Source organism: Pseudomonas sp., assembly GCF_030150285.1.
Classification (GTDB): domain Bacteria; phylum Pseudomonadota; class Gammaproteobacteria; order Pseudomonadales; family Pseudomonadaceae; genus Aquipseudomonas.
This window is the reverse complement of record NZ_JASLGE010000079.1, coordinates 39,649-56,204: the sequence shown is the minus strand read 5'-3', so window position 1 is coordinate 56,204 and position 16,556 is coordinate 39,649. Positions and strand designations below refer to the sequence as shown.

The following is a 16,556-nucleotide window of genomic DNA, read 5'->3' as shown; positions in this document are numbered from 1 at the left end:
GGAATGACGTAATCATTTATGGAGGGGGAAATTAAGCTTTGGGCTTAATGAGGCCGCGCCGCAGAGAAGGCGACAGGATCGCGTACTAATTCGATAAGGAGTGCGTCGGCGACGGCTTGCAGGGGGCAATGGAGAAACCAGTGCGGGGCCGAATGTAACACTTGAGTTTCTTAGCGTCTAGTCCCTGAGCCCGGAAAAAACCCCGCATTTAGCGGGGTTTTGGACGACGCTTAAATGTTGGCGTCGAGGAATGCAGCCAACTGCGACTTCGACAGCGCACCGACCTTGGTCGCTTCGACGTTGCCGTTCTTGAACAGCATCAACGTTGGAATGCCACGCACGCCGTGTTTGGCGGGTGTTTCCTGGTTGTCATCGATGTTCAGCTTGGCAACGGTCAGCTTGCCTTTGTAAGTTTCGGCGATCTCGTCCAGAACAGGCGCGATCATTTTGCATGGGCCACACCATTCAGCCCAGTAATCAACCAATACAGCGCCTTCAGCCTTGAGAACTTCGGCCTCAAAGGTAGCGTCAGTGACGTGTTTAATAAGATCGCTGCTCATGGAAGTCTCCGTGGTTGTAAGCAAAAACGTATCACATCATAGACGGCATCATCGCGTTCAGGAAGTCAGCGGTTGATTGACTGTCACTATAAAGAAGCATGAGTGAGCGTATCGTTGATGGTTTTAAACAGGCCTTCTGCTTAACTCCCGGCATCGGGTGCAAGGCATTTGTATCAACGCGCGGCAGCCCCGAAAATTGTTTGAGCCACATCAAGCCATCTGACATCACGCGTTGGCGCGAGCGTTTGATCATGGCACGATGGCGGCGTTATTGACCGAGATCCCTCAACCATGCCCCAATCCCAAAGCAAGAATCCATCCCTGATCGCCGCTATTGATCTGGGTTCTAACAGCTTTCATATGGTGGTGGCCAAGGCCCAGAACGGTGAAATCCGTATTCTTGAACGCCTTGGCGAGAAAGTGCAGCTCGCTGCCGGCATCGACGAAGATCGCCAACTTAACGAAGAATCCATGCAGCGCGGGCTCGACTGCCTGAAGCGGTTTGCACAACTGATCAACGGCATGCCGCTGGGTGCCGTGCGTATTGTGGGCACCAACGCTTTGCGTGAAGCACGCAACCGCAACGAATTTATCGTGCGGGCTGAAGCGATTCTGGGCCACACCGTTGAAGTGATTTCCGGGCGCGAAGAAGCGCGCCTCATCTACCTGGGTGTGTCACACACCCTCGCGGACACGCCGGGCAAACGCCTGGTGGCCGACATTGGCGGCGGCAGCACCGAATTCATCATCGGCCAGCGCTTTGAGCCGCTATTGCGCGAAAGCCTGCAGATGGGCTGCGTCAGCTTTACCCAGCGTTATTTCCGGGACGGCAAGATCACCCCGGCGCGCTATGCCCAGGCCTACACCGCCGCACGCCTGGAAATCATGAGCATTGAGCACGCCCTGCACCGCCTGACCTGGGATGAAGCCATTGGCTCCTCAGGCACCATTCGGGCCATTGGCGTGGCGCTTAAAGCGGGTGGCCATGGCAACGGCGAAGTCAACGCCGAGGGCTTGGCCTGGCTCAAGCGCAAGCTGTTCAAGCTGGGCGAAGCCGACAAAATCGACTTTGAAGGCATCAAGCCAGATCGGCGCACGATTTTTCCGGCAGGCCTCGCGATTCTGGAAGCCATCTTTGACGCTTTAGAACTGCAACGCATGGACCACTGTGACGGAGCCCTGCGTGAAGGCGTGCTGTATGACCTGCTGGGGCGCCATCATCATGAGGACGTGCGAGAGCGCACACTCGGCTCGTTGATGGACCGTTACCACGTTGATCGCGAACAGGCGGCACGGGTTGAGCGCAAGGCCTTGCGGGCCTTCGATCAAGTGGCCAAGTCGTGGGAACTCAAGGATGGCGTATGGCGTGAGCTGCTGAGCTGGGCGGCCAAGGTGCATGAAGTGGGGCTGGACATCGCCCACTACCACTACCACAAGCACGGCGCTTATTTGATAGAACACTCCGACCTTGCCGGCTTCTCGCGCGAAGACCAGCAAATGCTTGCCCTGCTGGTGCGCGGCCATCGCCGCAACATTCCCAAGGACAAGTTCGCCGAGATCGGTGATGAAGGCATCAAGCTGATTCGTCTGTGCGTGCTGCTGCGCTTTTCCATCCTGTTCTACCACATCCGTGGCAACCAGGAAGCGTCACAGGTGAAGCTGCGTGCCGAAGGCGACCACCTTGAGGTGATCTTTCCCCAAGGCTGGCTGGAGAAAAACCCGCTGACCCAGGCCGACTTTGAGCAAGAAGCTCAATGGCTGGCTCGGGTCGGGACTGTGTTGACCGTGTCTTAACCGACTTTGCACAGTGTGTCGGCGCGAGATGGCTCGCGGTCTTATAAAAGATCGCGAGCCACCGGGCAGCCACTGGCTACGCCGACACGGGGCTTACACCGAAGGGCCGGTGCTGACAGTCAACACCGGCAGGCTCAGGCGCTCAAGCAAGGTCGCTTGAGCGCTGCGCGGGTTCTGGTTACCCGTCGGGGTATTACGAATGTAACGACCGTCTGACTGCAGGCTCCAGCTGTGCGTGTTGTCGGTCAGGTAGCATTCCAGCTCCTTCTTGACCCGCAAAATCAGCTTTTTGCCTTCAACCGGGAAACAGGTCTCGACGCGCTTGTCGAGGTTGCGCTCCATCCAGTCCGCACTCGACAGAAACATCTGCTCTTCCCCGCCATTGAGGAAGTAGAACACCCGCGTGTGTTCCAGGAAGCGGCCGATGATCGAACGCACATGGATGTTGTGCGAAACCCCCGGAATACCCGGGCGCAAGCAACACATCCCACGCACAACCAGATCGATGCGCACACCCGACTGACTGGCCTTGTACAGCGCCCGAATGATTTTCGGGTCCGTCAGCGAGTTGAACTTGGCAATGATATGCGCCGGTTTGCCCTCGACAGCGAACTGGGTTTCGCGGGCAATCATGTCGAGCATGCCTTTCTTCAGGGTGAACGGCGCATGCAGCAGCTTTTTCATGCGCAGCGTTTTACCCATGCCGATCAACTGGCTGAACAACTTGCCTACGTCTTCGCACAGTGCATCATCAGAGGTGAGCAAGCTGTAGTCGGTGTACAGGCGTGCGTTGCCCGCGTGGTAGTTACCGGTACCCAAGTGCGCATAACGCACAATCTCGCCCGCCTCGCGGCGCAGAATCAGCATCATCTTGGCGTGAGTCTTGAAGCCCACCACACCGTAAATCACTACCGCACCGGCGGCTTGCAAACGGCTGGCCAGTTGCAGGTTCGACTCTTCGTCAAAACGCGCCCGCAATTCGATCACTGCGGTCACTTCTTTACCGTTACGCGCGGCGTCCACCAGCGCATCAACGATTTCAGAGTTGGCACCGCTGCGGTACAGGGTCTGGCGTACGGCAAGGACATGTGGATCTTTCGCCGCCTGACGCAGCATGTCGACGACAGGCGTAAACGACTCAAACGGGTGCAGCAGCAAAATGTCCTGCTTGCTGACAACGCTAAAGATGTTTTCGCTGTTCTGCAGCAGCTTGGGGATGGCCGGGGTGAACGGCGTGTACTGCAGCTCAGGATGGCTGTCCAGACCCGTGATGCTGAACAGCCGCGTGAGGTTCACCGGGCCGTTCACCTGATACAACTCGGTCTCGTTCAGGCTGAATTGCTTGAGCAGGTAGTCGGACAAATGTTTCGGGCAGGTGTCCGCCACTTCCAGGCGCACGGCATCACCATAACGGCGCGAGAACAACTCACCACGCAGCGCGCGGGCCAAGTCTTCGACATCTTCGGTGTCGACCGCCAAGTCGGCATTTCGCGTCAGCCGGAACTGATAGCAACCCTTAACCTTCATGCCCTGGAACAAGTCATCGGCGTGGGCATGGATCATGGACGACAAGAACACATAGTTGTCGCCGGTACCGCCCACTTCTTCGGGCACCTTGATCACACGCGGCAGCAATCGCGGTGCCGGAATAATCGCCAGGCCGGAATCACGACCAAAGGCGTCAATGCCTTCAAGCTCAACGATAAAGTTCAGGCTCTTGTTGACCAGCAACGGAAACGGGTGCGTCGGATCAAGGCCGATTGGCGTGATGATCGGGGCGATTTCGTCGCGGAAGAACTTGCGAACCCACGCCTTGATCTTGGTGTTCCAGTGACGGCGGCGAATGAAGCGCACCTGATGCTTTTCAAGCTCAGGCAGCAAAATATCGTTGAGGATCGCGTACTGGCGGTCTACATGGCCGTGCACCAGCTCACTGATCCGGGCCAGCGCTTGATGTGGCTGCAAGCCATCGGCCCCGGCTTGTTCACGGGCAAAGGTGATTTGTTTCTTCAGGCCTGCGACACGAATCTCAAAAAATTCGTCCAGGTTACTGGAGAAAATCAGCAAAAACTTCAACCGCTCCAACAGCGGGTAGGACTCATCCAGCGCCTGTTCCAGCACGCGAATATTGAACTGCAACTGCGACAGCTCGCGGTGGATGTACAGGCTGCTGTCATCCAGGCCTGGAATGGCGATGGCCGGGGCCGCAACCGCAGGGGCCTCAGGTGCAGCAGGCGCGTGGGCTTGTGGCAGCGGCTCGGTTTCAGTGACTGGCTCAACAATCAGCTCGGCTTCGGTTGCCACGACTTCTGTCTGTCCTTCGGTATTCATTGAATGTTCCTGTAAGAGCGTGTCGCGCTCGTAACCGTTAAGCGGCGCGTGCAATCGAATTGCCAGAATGCCATCAACGCCTGTGTGTTTAAACCGCTCGAAGACGCTAAATACGGGCTGAAACCTGTTAGAGGACGATTCGTCGCAATTGTTCGCTGGGCTCTAAAACCCGCAGCCAATGCCGCAGGCGCGCGCGCGATCTTTATAGCGGGCCAAGATGAACACTAGATGACAAGGCCCATGACGTAAGTCAAATGCACATGTTTTGTAGGAATTGTTCACGATAAGACACAGTTCGATACTTTCCTGAATGTCCCTTAAGGCGTAGGCTGCGCGTTCATTTCGCCAGCATCCAGACAATGCTCCAACAATTTCTTCAAGAATTCGGCTACTTCGCCCTGTTTCTAGGGACGTTCTTTGAAGGTGAGACCATCTTGGTTCTCGCAGGCTTCTTGGCGTTCCGCGGATACATGGACCTCAAACTGGTCATGATCGTGGCGTTCCTCGGCAGTTATGCCGGCGACCAGCTGTGGTACTTCCTGGGGCGTAAACACGGCCGCAAATTGCTGGCGCGCAAACCGCGCTGGCAGCTCATGGGCGATAAAGCACTGGAGCACATCCGCAAGCACCCAGACATTTGGGTCTTGAGCTTTCGCTTTGTCTACGGCTTGCGCACGGTCATGCCCGTGGCCATTGGCCTGTCCGGCTACCCGCCGGGACGCTATTTGCTGCTCAACGGCATCGGCGCTGCCATTTGGGCCGTCGCCCTGGCTACCGCGGCGTACCACTTTGGTGCCGTGCTGGAAGGCCTGCTGGGCAGCGTCAAGAAATATGAGCTCTGGGTGCTGGGTGCCCTGCTCTTTCTCGGCGGTTGCCTGTGGCTGCGCCGGCGCATCAAAAATGCACGCCTGGCCAAACAGACCGCGCTTGAAGAGCAAAATAAAGCCACTCAGGTCAACACACCGCCCGCCGAGTGATCAGGTGCACCCGCACCGACCTGTCTTCTCCTGGCGCTGAAATCTCAGCGCCGCACTAAACTGAACACTCAGCCCGCCTGATGCTCTTAATAAATAAGTGCGTCAGGCGCGGTGCGTTGCTGGCCCCCTTTATGGCAACCGCCAGCCGCGCGACGACATGCATGCCACTACCCAGGAGACCCACCATGCCTCATAAAAAAATTGCCGTGATTCTTTCTGGCTGCGGTGTCTATGACGGCACCGAGATCCACGAAAGCGTCATCACCCTGCTGCGACTCGATCAACGCGGTGCCCATGTGCAGTGTTTTGCGCCCGACATCCCGCAGTTGCACGTCATCAACCACCTGACCGGCGAAGAAATGCCGGAGGTACGCAACGTGCTGGTCGAATCGGCGCGTATCGCCCGCGGTCAAGTCAAGGATGTACGTGAGGCGAAAGTCGATGATTTTGACGCTCTGATCATTCCGGGCGGCTTTGGCGCGGCGAAAAACCTGTCCGATTTTGCCACCCAGGGCACCGGCTGTAGCGTGCAGCCTGATGTACTGGCCCTGGCCGAAGCCTTTGCCGAAGCGGGCAAGCCGATTGGCCTGATGTGTATCTCACCGGCACTGGCCGCCAAGATCTACGGCCCGGGCGTAACCTGCACCATTGGCAAAGATGCCGATACGGCTGAAGCGGTGCACAAAATGGGGGCTCACCACCAGGAATGCGAGGTCACTGAAATTGTCGAAGACACCGCCCGCAAACTGGTCAGCACGCCGGCCTACATGCTGGCGACGTCCATCAGCGAAGCCGCTTCAGGCATCAACAAAATGGTCGACCGCGTACTGGAATTGACTCACAAGAAAGACTGATCAGGCACGCACCAGGCGCGTCAAGATCCGATCCAGGGCATTGGCGAACGCCTGTTTTTCGCGTTCGCCATACGCGCCCTGCCCGCCGCCCATCTGGCCCTGTTCACGCAAGTCCGTGAACAAATTGCGCACCGCCAGCCGCTCGCCCATGTTCTGCGCGTCAAACTCCTTGCCTCGCGGGTCCAGCACCGCCACACCGTTCTTCACCAACCGGTCGGCCAGTGGCACATCGCTGCAAATCACCAGCTCGCCGGGAGTTGCGTGCTCCACCAGATAATCGTCGGCCGCGTCCGGGCCACTGGGCACCACGATCAGCTTGACCCGCGCATAAGTTGGCTTGATCTGACTTTGCCCGGCCACCAATACCACCTCAAATTGGCGCTTGAGCGCGAACTTGATGACCTGATCTTTTGCCGCCTTGGGGCAAGCGTCTGCGTCAATCCAGACACGCATAGTCGTAACTCCTGAAAATAGCGATTCATCAGCAGTAGATACACCAAAAACCGTAGCGGTTGACGTGTTTTACGAGGCTACGTCCCATTCAGGCGTCGTAAAGTCAGGTCGCTCGGTATCCCTGTCTGATCCGGGATTGAGGTTTGACGATCACTGCGCACTCGATCGCGCCTTCGGCAGCGACTACAAAACTGTCGTCGTTGCCGAATAATGAGGCTGCGCCAGCGGCTACTGACGCAACGGTGTTAAGAAGCTTGGTCCCGGCGTTTTTCGGCCAGCCGGCTGCGGCTATAAAGCACCACTATGGCCAAAATGGCCACCGCCTGCGCGCTCAGTGAATAGGCGTCGGCGTGAATGCCTAACCAGTCGAACTCGAAGAACGGCACTGGGCGTGTGCCGAACACTCCGGCCTCTTGCAGCGCTTTTACACCATGCCCGGCGAAGACCACTGACAAAGCGCACAGCAACGCGGCGTTGATGCCAAAGAAGACGCCCAGCGGCAATTTGGCTGAGCCGCGCAGGATGACCCACGCCAGGCCGATCAACACCACCAGCGCCGTGGCACCGCCTGCCAGCACGGCGTTGTGCCCGGCCGGGCCGGCTTGCAACCATAAGGTTTCGTAAAACAGGATCACTTCGAACAGTTCGCGGTACACCGAGAAAAACGCCAGCACCGCGAAGCCAAAACGCCCGCCGCCGCTGACCAGGCTGCTTTTGATGTAATCCTGCCAGGCATCGGCGTGGCGGCGGTCGTGCATCCACACACCCAGCCACAGCACCATGACGCTGGCAAACAGCGCGGTGCAGCCTTCGAGCAGTTCGCGCTGAGCACCGCTGACATCAATCACATAGGCAGCCAGCGCCCATGTGGCCAGCCCCGCAAGCAACGCCAGGCCCCAGCCAATATTGACACTGCGCACCGCGGATTGCTGGCCGGTGTTGCGCAAGAAGGCGAGGATCGCCGCCAGCACCAGAATCGCTTCCAGGCCTTCACGCAGCAGAATCAACAACCCCGAAATGTAGCTCAGCGACCAACTCAATCCATCACTGCCCAGCAACCCGGCAGACTCCTTGAGCAAGGTGTTGGCGGCGTCCAGACGCTGCTCGACCTGTTCGATGGGCAAGCCATCCTGCAACGATTGCCGATAGGCCATCAGCGCTTTTTCAGTGGTTTTACGCACGTTGCTGTCGACGTTGTCCAGCGAGCTCTCAACCAGCTCAAAGCCTTCCAGATAGGCCGCTACAGACAGGTCATAGGCTTGCTCACGGTCACCTTCGCGATAGGCCGCAAGGCTTTTGTCCAGGGTTTGGCGGGTGTAATCGAGCAACTGCGCCGGGCCACGCTTAACCTGCGGTGGCTGAGCCCGCTGCGCGCGGAACGTCGCCGCCGCTTGTGGCCCTTCAGCGGCCAGCACTTCGCCCGGTGTCTGTCGGGCCAATTCAGCGAGGTCGTAAGTTTTGTCCGTTTTGGCGGCCGCGGGATCGGCACTCAAGCCCGCCACATACGTGGCCAGGTCCCAACGCTGACGGTCATCCAGTTGATCGGCAAAAGCGGGCATGTCAGTGCCTTCAACCCCGAGCCCCAAGGTATTGAAAATGGCGTAGAGGCTCAGGCGGTCCAAGCGCTCGGCATCCCGCAAGTTGGCGGGTGGCGGGGTCATGCCCAGGCTGGCCGGGCCATCGCCGGCACCGGTTGCGCCGTGGCACACCGAGCAATGCAGGGCGTACAGCGGCTCACCGCGAGTGGGGTCTGGGGTAATGACCGGGGCCTGGCTGACTTCGTAGGCGGCGGCTAGCCTGGCACCCAACTGACGCGCGTCACGGGCGACGCTGGCACCGTCTTCGCGCTGCTCAATGGCTGACTGAAGGGCTTTGACACCGTGGGCCAACGCTGCACGCTCAGGATGCTCCGGCAGGCTCGCGACCAAGCCATCCAGCACCGCCAGGAACTCCAGTTGCTCGCGGTACTCGGTTTCATCGATGACCTTGCCACCTTCAACCGTAGGCGGGTAATCGGCACCAATATAGTCAATCAGGTGAAGGGCTTGGGAGGCACCTTCAGGGGCATTGGCAGACACAGCAAGGCTGCACAACGCGAACACAGGCACGATCAGCCATGCCAAAAAACGCGAGCGGGCGGTCATTAATACATCCGGATGGAAATAAGAAGTAACACATTGTTCACTTCCCTTCCGGATCACTCAAGGGCTTTAAGTGGTGGCACGGTGCAACGTTGCCAGAAAACCCGCCGCGCCTACGAACAGGCCCGCGAAGGTACGGTTCATCCGGCGCTGCTGTTTAGGCGTACGCAACAGGCGCAACACTTTGGAAGCCAGGCCCGTGTAGCCCGCCATGACGATCAGGTCAACACAAATCATGGTCACGCCCAGCACCAGGTATTGGCTCACCAGTGGTGCATTGGGGTCTACGAACTGCGGCAGCACCGCGAGCATAAACACCAGCGCCTTGGGGTTGCTGACATTCACCAGAAAACCACGGAACACCAGTGCCAGCGGTTTGCCGATGGGGCGAATGGCAGAGTCTTCACTGAGGTCGGCCGGCAACGCCCGCCATTGTTTAACGGCGAGATAGACCAAATAGGCCACGCCGAACCATTTGATCGCGTAGAAGGCTGTGGACGAAGCGGCCAGGACGGCCCCTACACCGGCGGCGACAATCGCAATTTGCAACGCCAGGCCCAGTTGCAGACCCAATGCGTTCCAATAGCCGCGCCAGAAGCCGTATTGCAGGCCGCACGACATCGAAGCAATGGCACCCGCGCCAGGGGACAGGCTAATCACCCAGCAGGCAGCAAAAAAGGCCAACCACGTTTCCAACGACATCGCGCACCTCAGACAAAATCAGTAACAAGTCTTAAAGCTAATGCGCGGGCCGACATTTCACCAGATCTTTTTGCGGGCACGCGTGCAGGAGCAGCGTTTGTGGGAACGAGCTTGCTCGTGATCTTTTGATCTGGCTTTTGACCTAAGGCCCCCCCCTTAAACCACGCTGGCCGAACGCAGGTTTTGCGCAGTGGGTAACCCGGCAGGACGCCGGGTTAGCCGCGACACGGCCAAGGAGGGCCGATCGCGGCGGCCCACGGAGCAAAGCCGGAACCTTAAGTGGCCGTGACCGCAGCAATGGATCGGGTTGCTGAACGACAGCGCGGCGTCATTGAGCTTTTAAACATCAAAAGATCGCGAGCAATCGAGCGTCGACCGGCTGCTCCTACGGATCACGGATGGCAGCGTTTGTAGGAACGAGCTTGCTCGTGATCTGTTGATCTGACTTTTGATCCAAGGGCCCCCTTAAACCACGCTGGCCGAACGCCGAAGACGGGCCGGCCTCTCCTTCAGAGGGTGGGCTACTTACAGATCGCCTTCGCGCCAGCGACGAACCGAGCGCTGGAAAAACAGGCTGTTGGGCACTTGCACCATGCTACTGCCGGAGCCGGCTTCCGCAGGTTCGATCAGGGTGGTGTACAGCAGGTTGATGGCCACGACACGGCCTTTGACTCCAGGCTTGTCGAGCGTGTCGAGCAGTTCCACGATGTCGCCAATACGAAACGGCCCGACGGTGAAGATCAACACCGCACACAGCAGGTTGGAGAGCACGCTCCACATCGCGAAGAACGCAATGGCCGCAACCGCGGCAAACCCTGAGAGCGCCGTCCACAGTACCGTTGCCGAAACGCCGAGGCGCTCCAGCACGATAATGACGGCACTGCCCATGATGAACCAGCGCAACACACCGCGCAGTGGCATCAACAACTGCGGCGGCAGCGGGTAGCGCTGACCCAGCCCCGTCAAAAATCGTGCAATGCCGCGTTGCAGAAAGTACCCGGCCAACAGGATCAGCAAAATCTGCACGCCAATCCACAGCGGCGCGATCAGTTCGGCAGGTAAAGGCAGGCCCAGCGACTCCATCAGGACAATGCCTCCAGCTCGGCCTGCAGCGTTTCAAGCTGTTCAAGGGCTTCCATCCAGCGCTCTTCAAGCTGACCTTCAAGGGCTTTGAGTTTGGCTTGATCGGCCAGCAGCTCGCGCAGTTCGTCTTTGCGGGTCGCTTCATACACCGCGCTGTCACCCAGGCTGGCTTCGATCTGCGTCAGTCTCTCGTTGACCTTACCCAGCTCGCTTTCCAGCTTATCGGCCTCACGCTTGTGCGGAGCCAATTGCTGGCGCAGCGCGGCAGCGGCCTGACGCTGCGCCTTTTTATCGGTTTTGTCCGGGTTGACCGGTGTGTTGCTGACCGGCGCGTTGCGCAGGCGGTAATCGGCCAACCAGCGTGCGTAGTCGTCGAGGTCGCCGTCGAACTCCTGCACCTTGCCATCGGCCACCAACAGAAACTCGTCGGTCGTACTTTTGAGCAAATGCCGATCGTGAGACACCACCAAAACCGCACCGCTGAACTCTTGCAGGGCCATCGTCAGCGCCAGCCGCATTTCGAGATCAAGGTGGTTGGTCGGTTCGTCGAGCAGCAACAAGTTAGGCCGGCCCCATGCAATCAGCGCCAGCGCAAGGCGCGCTTTTTCACCGCCCGAAAAATTCAGCACGGGTTCATCAATCCGAGCACCGCGGAAGTCAAAACCACCGAGAAAATCGCGCAGGGTTTGCTCACGCTCGGTCGGTGCCAAGCGCTGCAAATGCAGCAACGGGCTGGCTTTGGCGTCCAACGAATCCAGCTGATGCTGGGCAAAGTAGCCCACGACCAGGTTCTCACCACGGGCCAGACGGCCGGACAACGGCTCAAGCTCACCCGCAAGGTTTTTGATCAGCGTCGACTTGCCTGCACCGTTCGGGCCGAGCAAACCGATTCGCGCACCCGGTACCAGTTGCAGCTTGACCTTCTCAAGGATGGTTTTATCGCCATAGCCCAAACGGGCGTCGGACAAATCCAGCAACGGGCTGGAGAGTTTGACTGCTTCGCGGAACACGAAGTCGAACGGTGAGTCGACATGGGCCGCGCTCAGTTCCTCCATGCGTTCAAGGGCCTTGATCCGGCTTTGGGCCTGACGAGCCTTGGTGGCCTGGGCCTTGAAGCGGGCAATGTAGCTTTCCATGTGCGCACGCTGCGCCTGTTGCTTTTCGTAGGCCTGTTGTTGCTGGGCCAGACGTTCGGCACGCGCACGCTCAAAGGCGCTGTAACCACCGCGATAGAGCGTGATTTTACGCTGGTCAACGTGGGCAATATTGTCGACCACGGCATCGAGGAAATCCCGGTCATGGGAAATCAGCAACAAGGTGCCCGGGTAGCCTTTGAGAAAGTCTTCAAGCCACAGGATGGCATCTAGGTCCAAGTGGTTGGTCGGTTCATCGAGCAACAACAGGTCGGAGGGGCACATCAAGGCTTGGGCCAGGTTCAGGCGCATCCGCCAGCCACCCGAGAAATCTGCGACCGGGCGGTCCATCTGTTCGTTGGTGAACCCCAGCCCAGCCAGCATTTTGCGGGCGCGAGCATCGGCGGTGTAGCCGTCGGCGCTGTCCAGCTCGGCGTGCAGGCGAGCCTGCGCCGGGCCATCTTCGTTGGCTTCGGCCTTGGCCAGATCGGCCTGGACTTGGCGCAAGCGCTGGTCGCCATCGAGCACGTAGTCAATCGCGATACGATCGAGGGTGTCGATTTCTTGCCGCATATGGGCAATCCGCCAGTCGGCTGGCAGCAGACAATCCCCGGAATCAGGCGTCAACTCACCCAGCAACAAGGCGAACAAAGTGGATTTACCGGCGCCATTGGCACCGACCAGACCGGCTTTGTGGCCGGCGTGCAGGGTCAGCTCGGCGTCTTCTAGCAGACGTTGCGGGCCACGCTGTAAAGTCAGGTTCTGAAGTCGGATCATAATGGCGGCGGAGTCTACCAGCTTCCCTCTCAACTGGCGCGAATTGCACTATGCAGACTGACCTGTGGAATTACTGTTTGAACCTGTATGCGCAGCCCGGCGTGGAGCCGGCGTGCTTGAAGCTGCAAAGCCGGGGGCAGGACGTGTGCCTGTTGCTGTGCGCCGCGTGGCTGGAACACCGTGGCGTAGCTTGGGATGAGGCGCGACAGGCGCAACTGAGCGCCTGTGCCGAGCCGTGGCAGCGCGAAGTGATACAACCCTTGCGTCACCTGCGCACACAGTGGCGCGAAGCGGCCGCACAGGATGAAACGCTGGCAGGACTGCGGGGGCAGATCAAGTCACTGGAACTGGAAGCCGAACGCACACTGCTGTGGCGCTTGGCGTCACTGACACAAGAATGGCCTAGTGCTCAATCGCAACGACCGTGCAACTGGCTACAGAGGATGGCAAGCGAAGCCTGCCCCCCTGATTGCGACGCGCTGCAGACGCTGCGCGCCGTGGTCAATCGCCCTTAGGACGCGCTGGTTGGCGCTTCTGGAGCCGCAGCAGGGGCCGCTGCTGGCGCAGCAGGGGCAGTGGCCGGCTTGGCAGATGCCGTCGCAGGCTTGCTGGCCACCGGCTTTTTCACAGCAGGTTTGGCTGCCGCTCGTACTGCAGGTTTTGCAGCAGGCTTGGCAACCGGTTTGGTAGCCGTGGCAGGCTTGGCAGCTGCGGGTTTAGCTGTTGCAGGTTTGGCCGCAGCAGGCTTGGCGGCGGCAGTTTTAACGGCCGGTTTGGCAGCGGCTTTCACCGGTGCCTTAACAGGCGCTTTGGCCGCTGCAGGTTTTACGGGGGCTGCCTTGGCAGCAGGGGCTTTGGCAGCAACCGGTTTAGCGGTGCGGGCCGCGGGTTTTTGCGCGGGGGCTTTGGCGGGAGCTTTGGCAGCAGGCTTGGCCGCCGCTTTGACCGGTGCCTTGGCGGCTACCTTTTTAGCCGCTGGCGCTGCTTTCGCTTCACGAGCCGTCAAAGCCTTGGCAACCGCTTCTTTGACACGACCCACGCCTTGGGCCAGCTTCAGGCTTTCCTGGGCATCTCGCTTGAGTTGCAGAATGTAGTCCCGGGTTTCAGTTTGACGCTCTTTGAGCGATTCGAGCAGTTGCTCCAGCTCTTTAACGCCCGACTTGGCCTTGGACTGAGCCTTGGATTTACCTGCATTGGCCGCGTCCTGCAACTTGGCACGGGCGTTGTGCAGTTTCTCCTGGGCTTTGCCACGTTGTTTCTCTAGCTTGGCGAGCAGTTTCTCAGCATCAGCCAACGCTTGGGAGCAAGCGTTTTCCAAATGCTCAAGCAAGCTGCCTGAGAGCTGTTGGAGCAGGTGCAACGGGGTATTAACGGGCTTCTTTTTGGCCGACATGGTTTACCTCCTGGCTGAAGTGAGTGCGACTCATACTAGACCTCTGTAGGAACCGCCGCTAGAGCATGTTGACACTAACCCTGGGTACGGGTTGCATGGCGTCGCGAAAGTTGTGCTGGATCAATCTTTCGTCTGTGACTGAACCCAATGCTGCCACCCTGTTAACGTCTGCTTTCCCCGCGCACCTAGCCATGATTAAAACGGCGATAGCCGATAGGTGCGCAGGCCTAATTCCTGTACTTCAGGCCGGAGCGTGCTCATGCCGCGATACTGTTTTTTGACGTTGTTATGCCTTGTCACCCCAGCCCATGCAGCCCCGGCAACACCCCCTGATGCGGCTCACGACCTCGCTTACAGCCTGGGTGCCAGCCTGGGTGAACGCTTGCGCGACGAGGTGCCGGACCTTGAGCTCAAAGCCCTGATTGAAGGTTTGCAGGCGGCCTACCAAGGGCAGCCGCTGGCGCTGACCGACGTACGGATTGCGCAGGTATTGACGGAGCATCAGGCACACATCGACAACGCCGCCCTGCAACCGGACACCGAAAAGGCTCTGGTCGCGGAGCGTGCGTTTTTGCGCGAAGAAAAACACAAACCTCAGGTGAGGGAACTCGCCCCTGGCATTCTTTTGACCGAGCTCAAGCCGGGTACCGGAGCAACACCCATTGCACAGGGGTCCGCGTACGTGAACTATGTGGGCCGCCTGCCAGATGGCACCGTGTTCGACCACAGTGCTCAACCCCAGTGGTTTCGACTGGACAGCGTCATTGAAGGGTGGCGCAGCGCGTTGGTGCAGATGCCCGTCGGTGCGAAGTGGCACCTGGTGATTACTTCCTCATTGGCCTACGGCGCGCAGGGCGCAGGCAACTTGATTGCACCCTACACCCCTCTGGTATTTGACATCGAATTGCTCGCCGTCAAACCGTAAAAGCCTCACACAAAAACGGTGCGCACTGCGCACCGTTACCCGCCAATTGCATCCAGGCTCATGCGCGAACGGCTTGCACTTCCTTTTGCTCATTGTGTGCGTTGTGCAGCACTTCGATCAGGCAGTCTTCCAGCTCAAACCGCTCATTCAGCAAGTTGCCGAGGTCTTTGAATTTGGCAGCGAGGATCTCGCAGTTTGGGCGGTGCTTCTTGCCGACACATCGATCATTGAAGTCCAGGGAGTGCTGGGTGATCGCTTCGATTCTAGGGTAAATCGTCGCAGCCAACTTCAGCCCGCGCGCATCAGCAAATGCCAGGGCTTCTGAGTTCAGTTGCTCGTAAATCTCAAAATGCCCGGCAGACACGTAGTCCACCAACACCTCACAAAACGCACTCTGGGTTTTGCCATCAGGACGTGAGTCTGCGAGCTCTGCTTCCACAACCTGGTAGGCTTTCACAAGTTCACTGCGCTCATTCAGCCAGTTATCAATCAACTTGTGGACGCCATTGAAACGTTCCTGAGCATTCTGACATCTTTCAAGCATGATGTTCTCTCTTCCCTTTTGGGTCCCTGCCGCCTGGCCTGACCAAGCTTATCCGAACCCAAATGTGTACAACTGCTACAGCACTGGGGCGGCCTATTTCCAATAATGTATTCGACCCAGACTATGCCCGCATGACCATGGCATCAAGGCATGCCATAGAGAAAATTCATACAAGCGTTTAATACGCACGCCTACTTCACGTCGTCGGTGCGTGACCCTGCCTGATAGTAAATCACACGAACCACTTGAACGATGCTCAGCACACTCAAGCCGGTAAACGCCAGCAGGCTTAATTCAGGAATACTCAAGTTGAAAACGGACCACTGAATATGAGCGCACTCTTCACTTCCCCGGTAGATCATCGCCAGTATTTCGCGCGGGGATAAGTAGTGCCAGACACAAGCAAGCTCGGGCTGGCAAAACATTAATTGCTCGGGCGGTAGCGCTTGCACCAGCACTTGCCTGAACGCACTGGCTGCGCCTGCCAACGCCATTAAGAGAGACAGGACAGAAAAGCACCACATGCCCACAGGCCCGCGATCACGCAAACAGGCTGTCAATGTTGTCAGGCAGAAACCGAGCAAGAAAAAGCGCTGCACATAACATAAAAGACAAGGCGAAAGCCCAGACCCGTACTCGAGAAATAAAGAGGTGCCCAAGACCAGAGCACCACTTAGAAAGGACAAGAAGAAAATGAAACGTGAGCAGGCCAAAAACATGGCTTTTCCGTAACAAAAGAGACAGCTGATTACGGTAGATGAAAGCCATTAGCCCTTTCAAGGTGAGCCACAGAGGAAGCTTCCTGAAGGGTGTAGGGAATTACCAACAGCATCCGACAGTACTTTACATAAGCAACGTAGGAAATTACCGCCATCACCATTGTGTAAAG

Annotated in this window: 15 protein-coding genes; 5 read left to right on the top strand and 10 right to left on the bottom strand. The window is 58.3% G+C overall.

Annotated elements, in window-relative coordinates:
• Window positions 1-230: 230 nt before the first annotated feature.
• The gene (gene trxA, locus Q1W15_RS18565; protein ID WP_300730853.1) at window positions 231-560 is read right to left on the bottom strand and encodes a thioredoxin TrxA; all 330 of its coding nucleotides are present in this window, start codon (window positions 558-560) and stop codon (window positions 231-233) included.
• A gap of 291 nt (window positions 561-851) precedes the next feature.
• Here trxA and ppx point away from each other — a divergent pair, with 291 nt between their 5' ends.
• On the top strand, window positions 852-2,354 hold the full coding sequence (gene ppx, locus Q1W15_RS18560; protein WP_300730852.1) for an exopolyphosphatase: 1,503 nt from the start codon (window positions 852-854) through the stop codon (window positions 2,352-2,354).
• A 93-nt stretch (window positions 2,355-2,447) separates the two neighbouring features.
• Here the strand turns inward: ppx and ppk1 are convergent, their stop codons facing one another.
• A complete protein-coding gene (gene ppk1 / locus Q1W15_RS18555) occupies window positions 2,448-4,685 on the bottom strand; it encodes a polyphosphate kinase 1 (protein WP_300730851.1) in 2,238 nt (745 codons plus the stop codon).
• Between the two features lie 359 nt (window positions 4,686-5,044).
• Between ppk1 and Q1W15_RS18550 the strand changes: the two genes are divergently transcribed.
• Together Q1W15_RS18550 and elbB are read left to right on the top strand one after the other, a co-directional pair.
• Entirely contained in the window at window positions 5,045-5,662 is a 618-nt protein-coding gene (locus Q1W15_RS18550) for a DedA family protein (protein WP_300730850.1), read from the top strand.
• A gap of 185 nt (window positions 5,663-5,847) precedes the next feature.
• On the top strand, window positions 5,848-6,516 hold the full coding sequence (gene elbB / locus Q1W15_RS18545) for an isoprenoid biosynthesis glyoxalase ElbB (RefSeq protein WP_300730849.1): 669 nt from the start codon (window positions 5,848-5,850) through the stop codon (window positions 6,514-6,516).
• Here elbB and Q1W15_RS18540 read toward each other — a convergent pair whose 3' ends face one another.
• From Q1W15_RS18540 to Q1W15_RS18520, 5 genes are all read right to left on the bottom strand, one after another.
• Complete coding sequence (locus tag Q1W15_RS18540; RefSeq protein ID WP_300730848.1) at window positions 6,517-6,969, bottom strand: YaiI/YqxD family protein; 453 nt, start codon at window positions 6,967-6,969, stop codon at window positions 6,517-6,519.
• A gap of 245 nt (window positions 6,970-7,214) precedes the next feature.
• A complete protein-coding gene (locus Q1W15_RS18535; RefSeq protein ID WP_300730847.1) occupies window positions 7,215-9,113 on the bottom strand; it encodes a cytochrome c/FTR1 family iron permease in 1,899 nt (632 codons plus the stop codon).
• Window positions 9,114-9,179: 66 nt separating this feature from the next.
• Complete coding sequence (locus Q1W15_RS18530) at window positions 9,180-9,812, bottom strand: LysE family transporter (RefSeq protein ID WP_300730846.1); 633 nt, start codon at window positions 9,810-9,812, stop codon at window positions 9,180-9,182.
• Between the two features lie 525 nt (window positions 9,813-10,337).
• A complete protein-coding gene (locus tag Q1W15_RS18525) occupies window positions 10,338-10,895 on the bottom strand; it encodes a mechanosensitive ion channel family protein (RefSeq protein WP_300730845.1) in 558 nt (185 codons plus the stop codon).
• Window positions 10,895-12,805, bottom strand: coding sequence for an ATP-binding cassette domain-containing protein (locus Q1W15_RS18520; RefSeq protein ID WP_300730844.1), 1,911 nt, complete (start codon window positions 12,803-12,805; stop codon window positions 10,895-10,897). Before Q1W15_RS18520 ends, Q1W15_RS18525 begins: the two co-directional genes overlap by 1 nt.
• Window positions 12,806-12,855: 50 nt before the next feature.
• On the opposite strand from Q1W15_RS18520, the gene Q1W15_RS18515 reads away from it, so the two are divergent.
• The gene (locus tag Q1W15_RS18515; RefSeq protein WP_300730843.1) at window positions 12,856-13,320 is read left to right on the top strand and encodes a TIGR02444 family protein; all 465 of its coding nucleotides are present in this window, start codon (window positions 12,856-12,858) and stop codon (window positions 13,318-13,320) included.
• Here the strand turns inward: Q1W15_RS18515 and Q1W15_RS18510 are convergent.
• Entirely contained in the window at window positions 13,317-14,198 is an 882-nt protein-coding gene (locus tag Q1W15_RS18510; protein WP_300730842.1) for an AlgP family protein, read from the bottom strand. The two genes, Q1W15_RS18515 and Q1W15_RS18510, sit on opposite strands and share 4 nt — an antisense overlap.
• A gap of 259 nt (window positions 14,199-14,457) precedes the next feature.
• Between Q1W15_RS18510 and Q1W15_RS18505 the strand changes: the two genes are divergently transcribed.
• On the top strand, window positions 14,458-15,123 hold the full coding sequence (locus Q1W15_RS18505) for an FKBP-type peptidyl-prolyl cis-trans isomerase (RefSeq protein WP_300730841.1): 666 nt from the start codon (window positions 14,458-14,460) through the stop codon (window positions 15,121-15,123).
• A gap of 58 nt (window positions 15,124-15,181) precedes the next feature.
• On the opposite strand, the gene rsd is transcribed toward Q1W15_RS18505, so the two are convergent.
• Together rsd and Q1W15_RS18495 are read right to left on the bottom strand one after the other, a co-directional pair.
• Entirely contained in the window at window positions 15,182-15,667 is a 486-nt protein-coding gene (gene rsd / locus Q1W15_RS18500) for a sigma D regulator (RefSeq protein ID WP_300730840.1), read from the bottom strand.
• A gap of 191 nt (window positions 15,668-15,858) precedes the next feature.
• Window positions 15,859-16,386 (bottom strand): disulfide bond formation protein B, encoded by a 528-nt coding sequence (locus Q1W15_RS18495; protein ID WP_300730839.1) that lies wholly within the window; start codon window positions 16,384-16,386, stop codon window positions 15,859-15,861.
• Window positions 16,387-16,556: the final 170 nt, after the last annotated feature.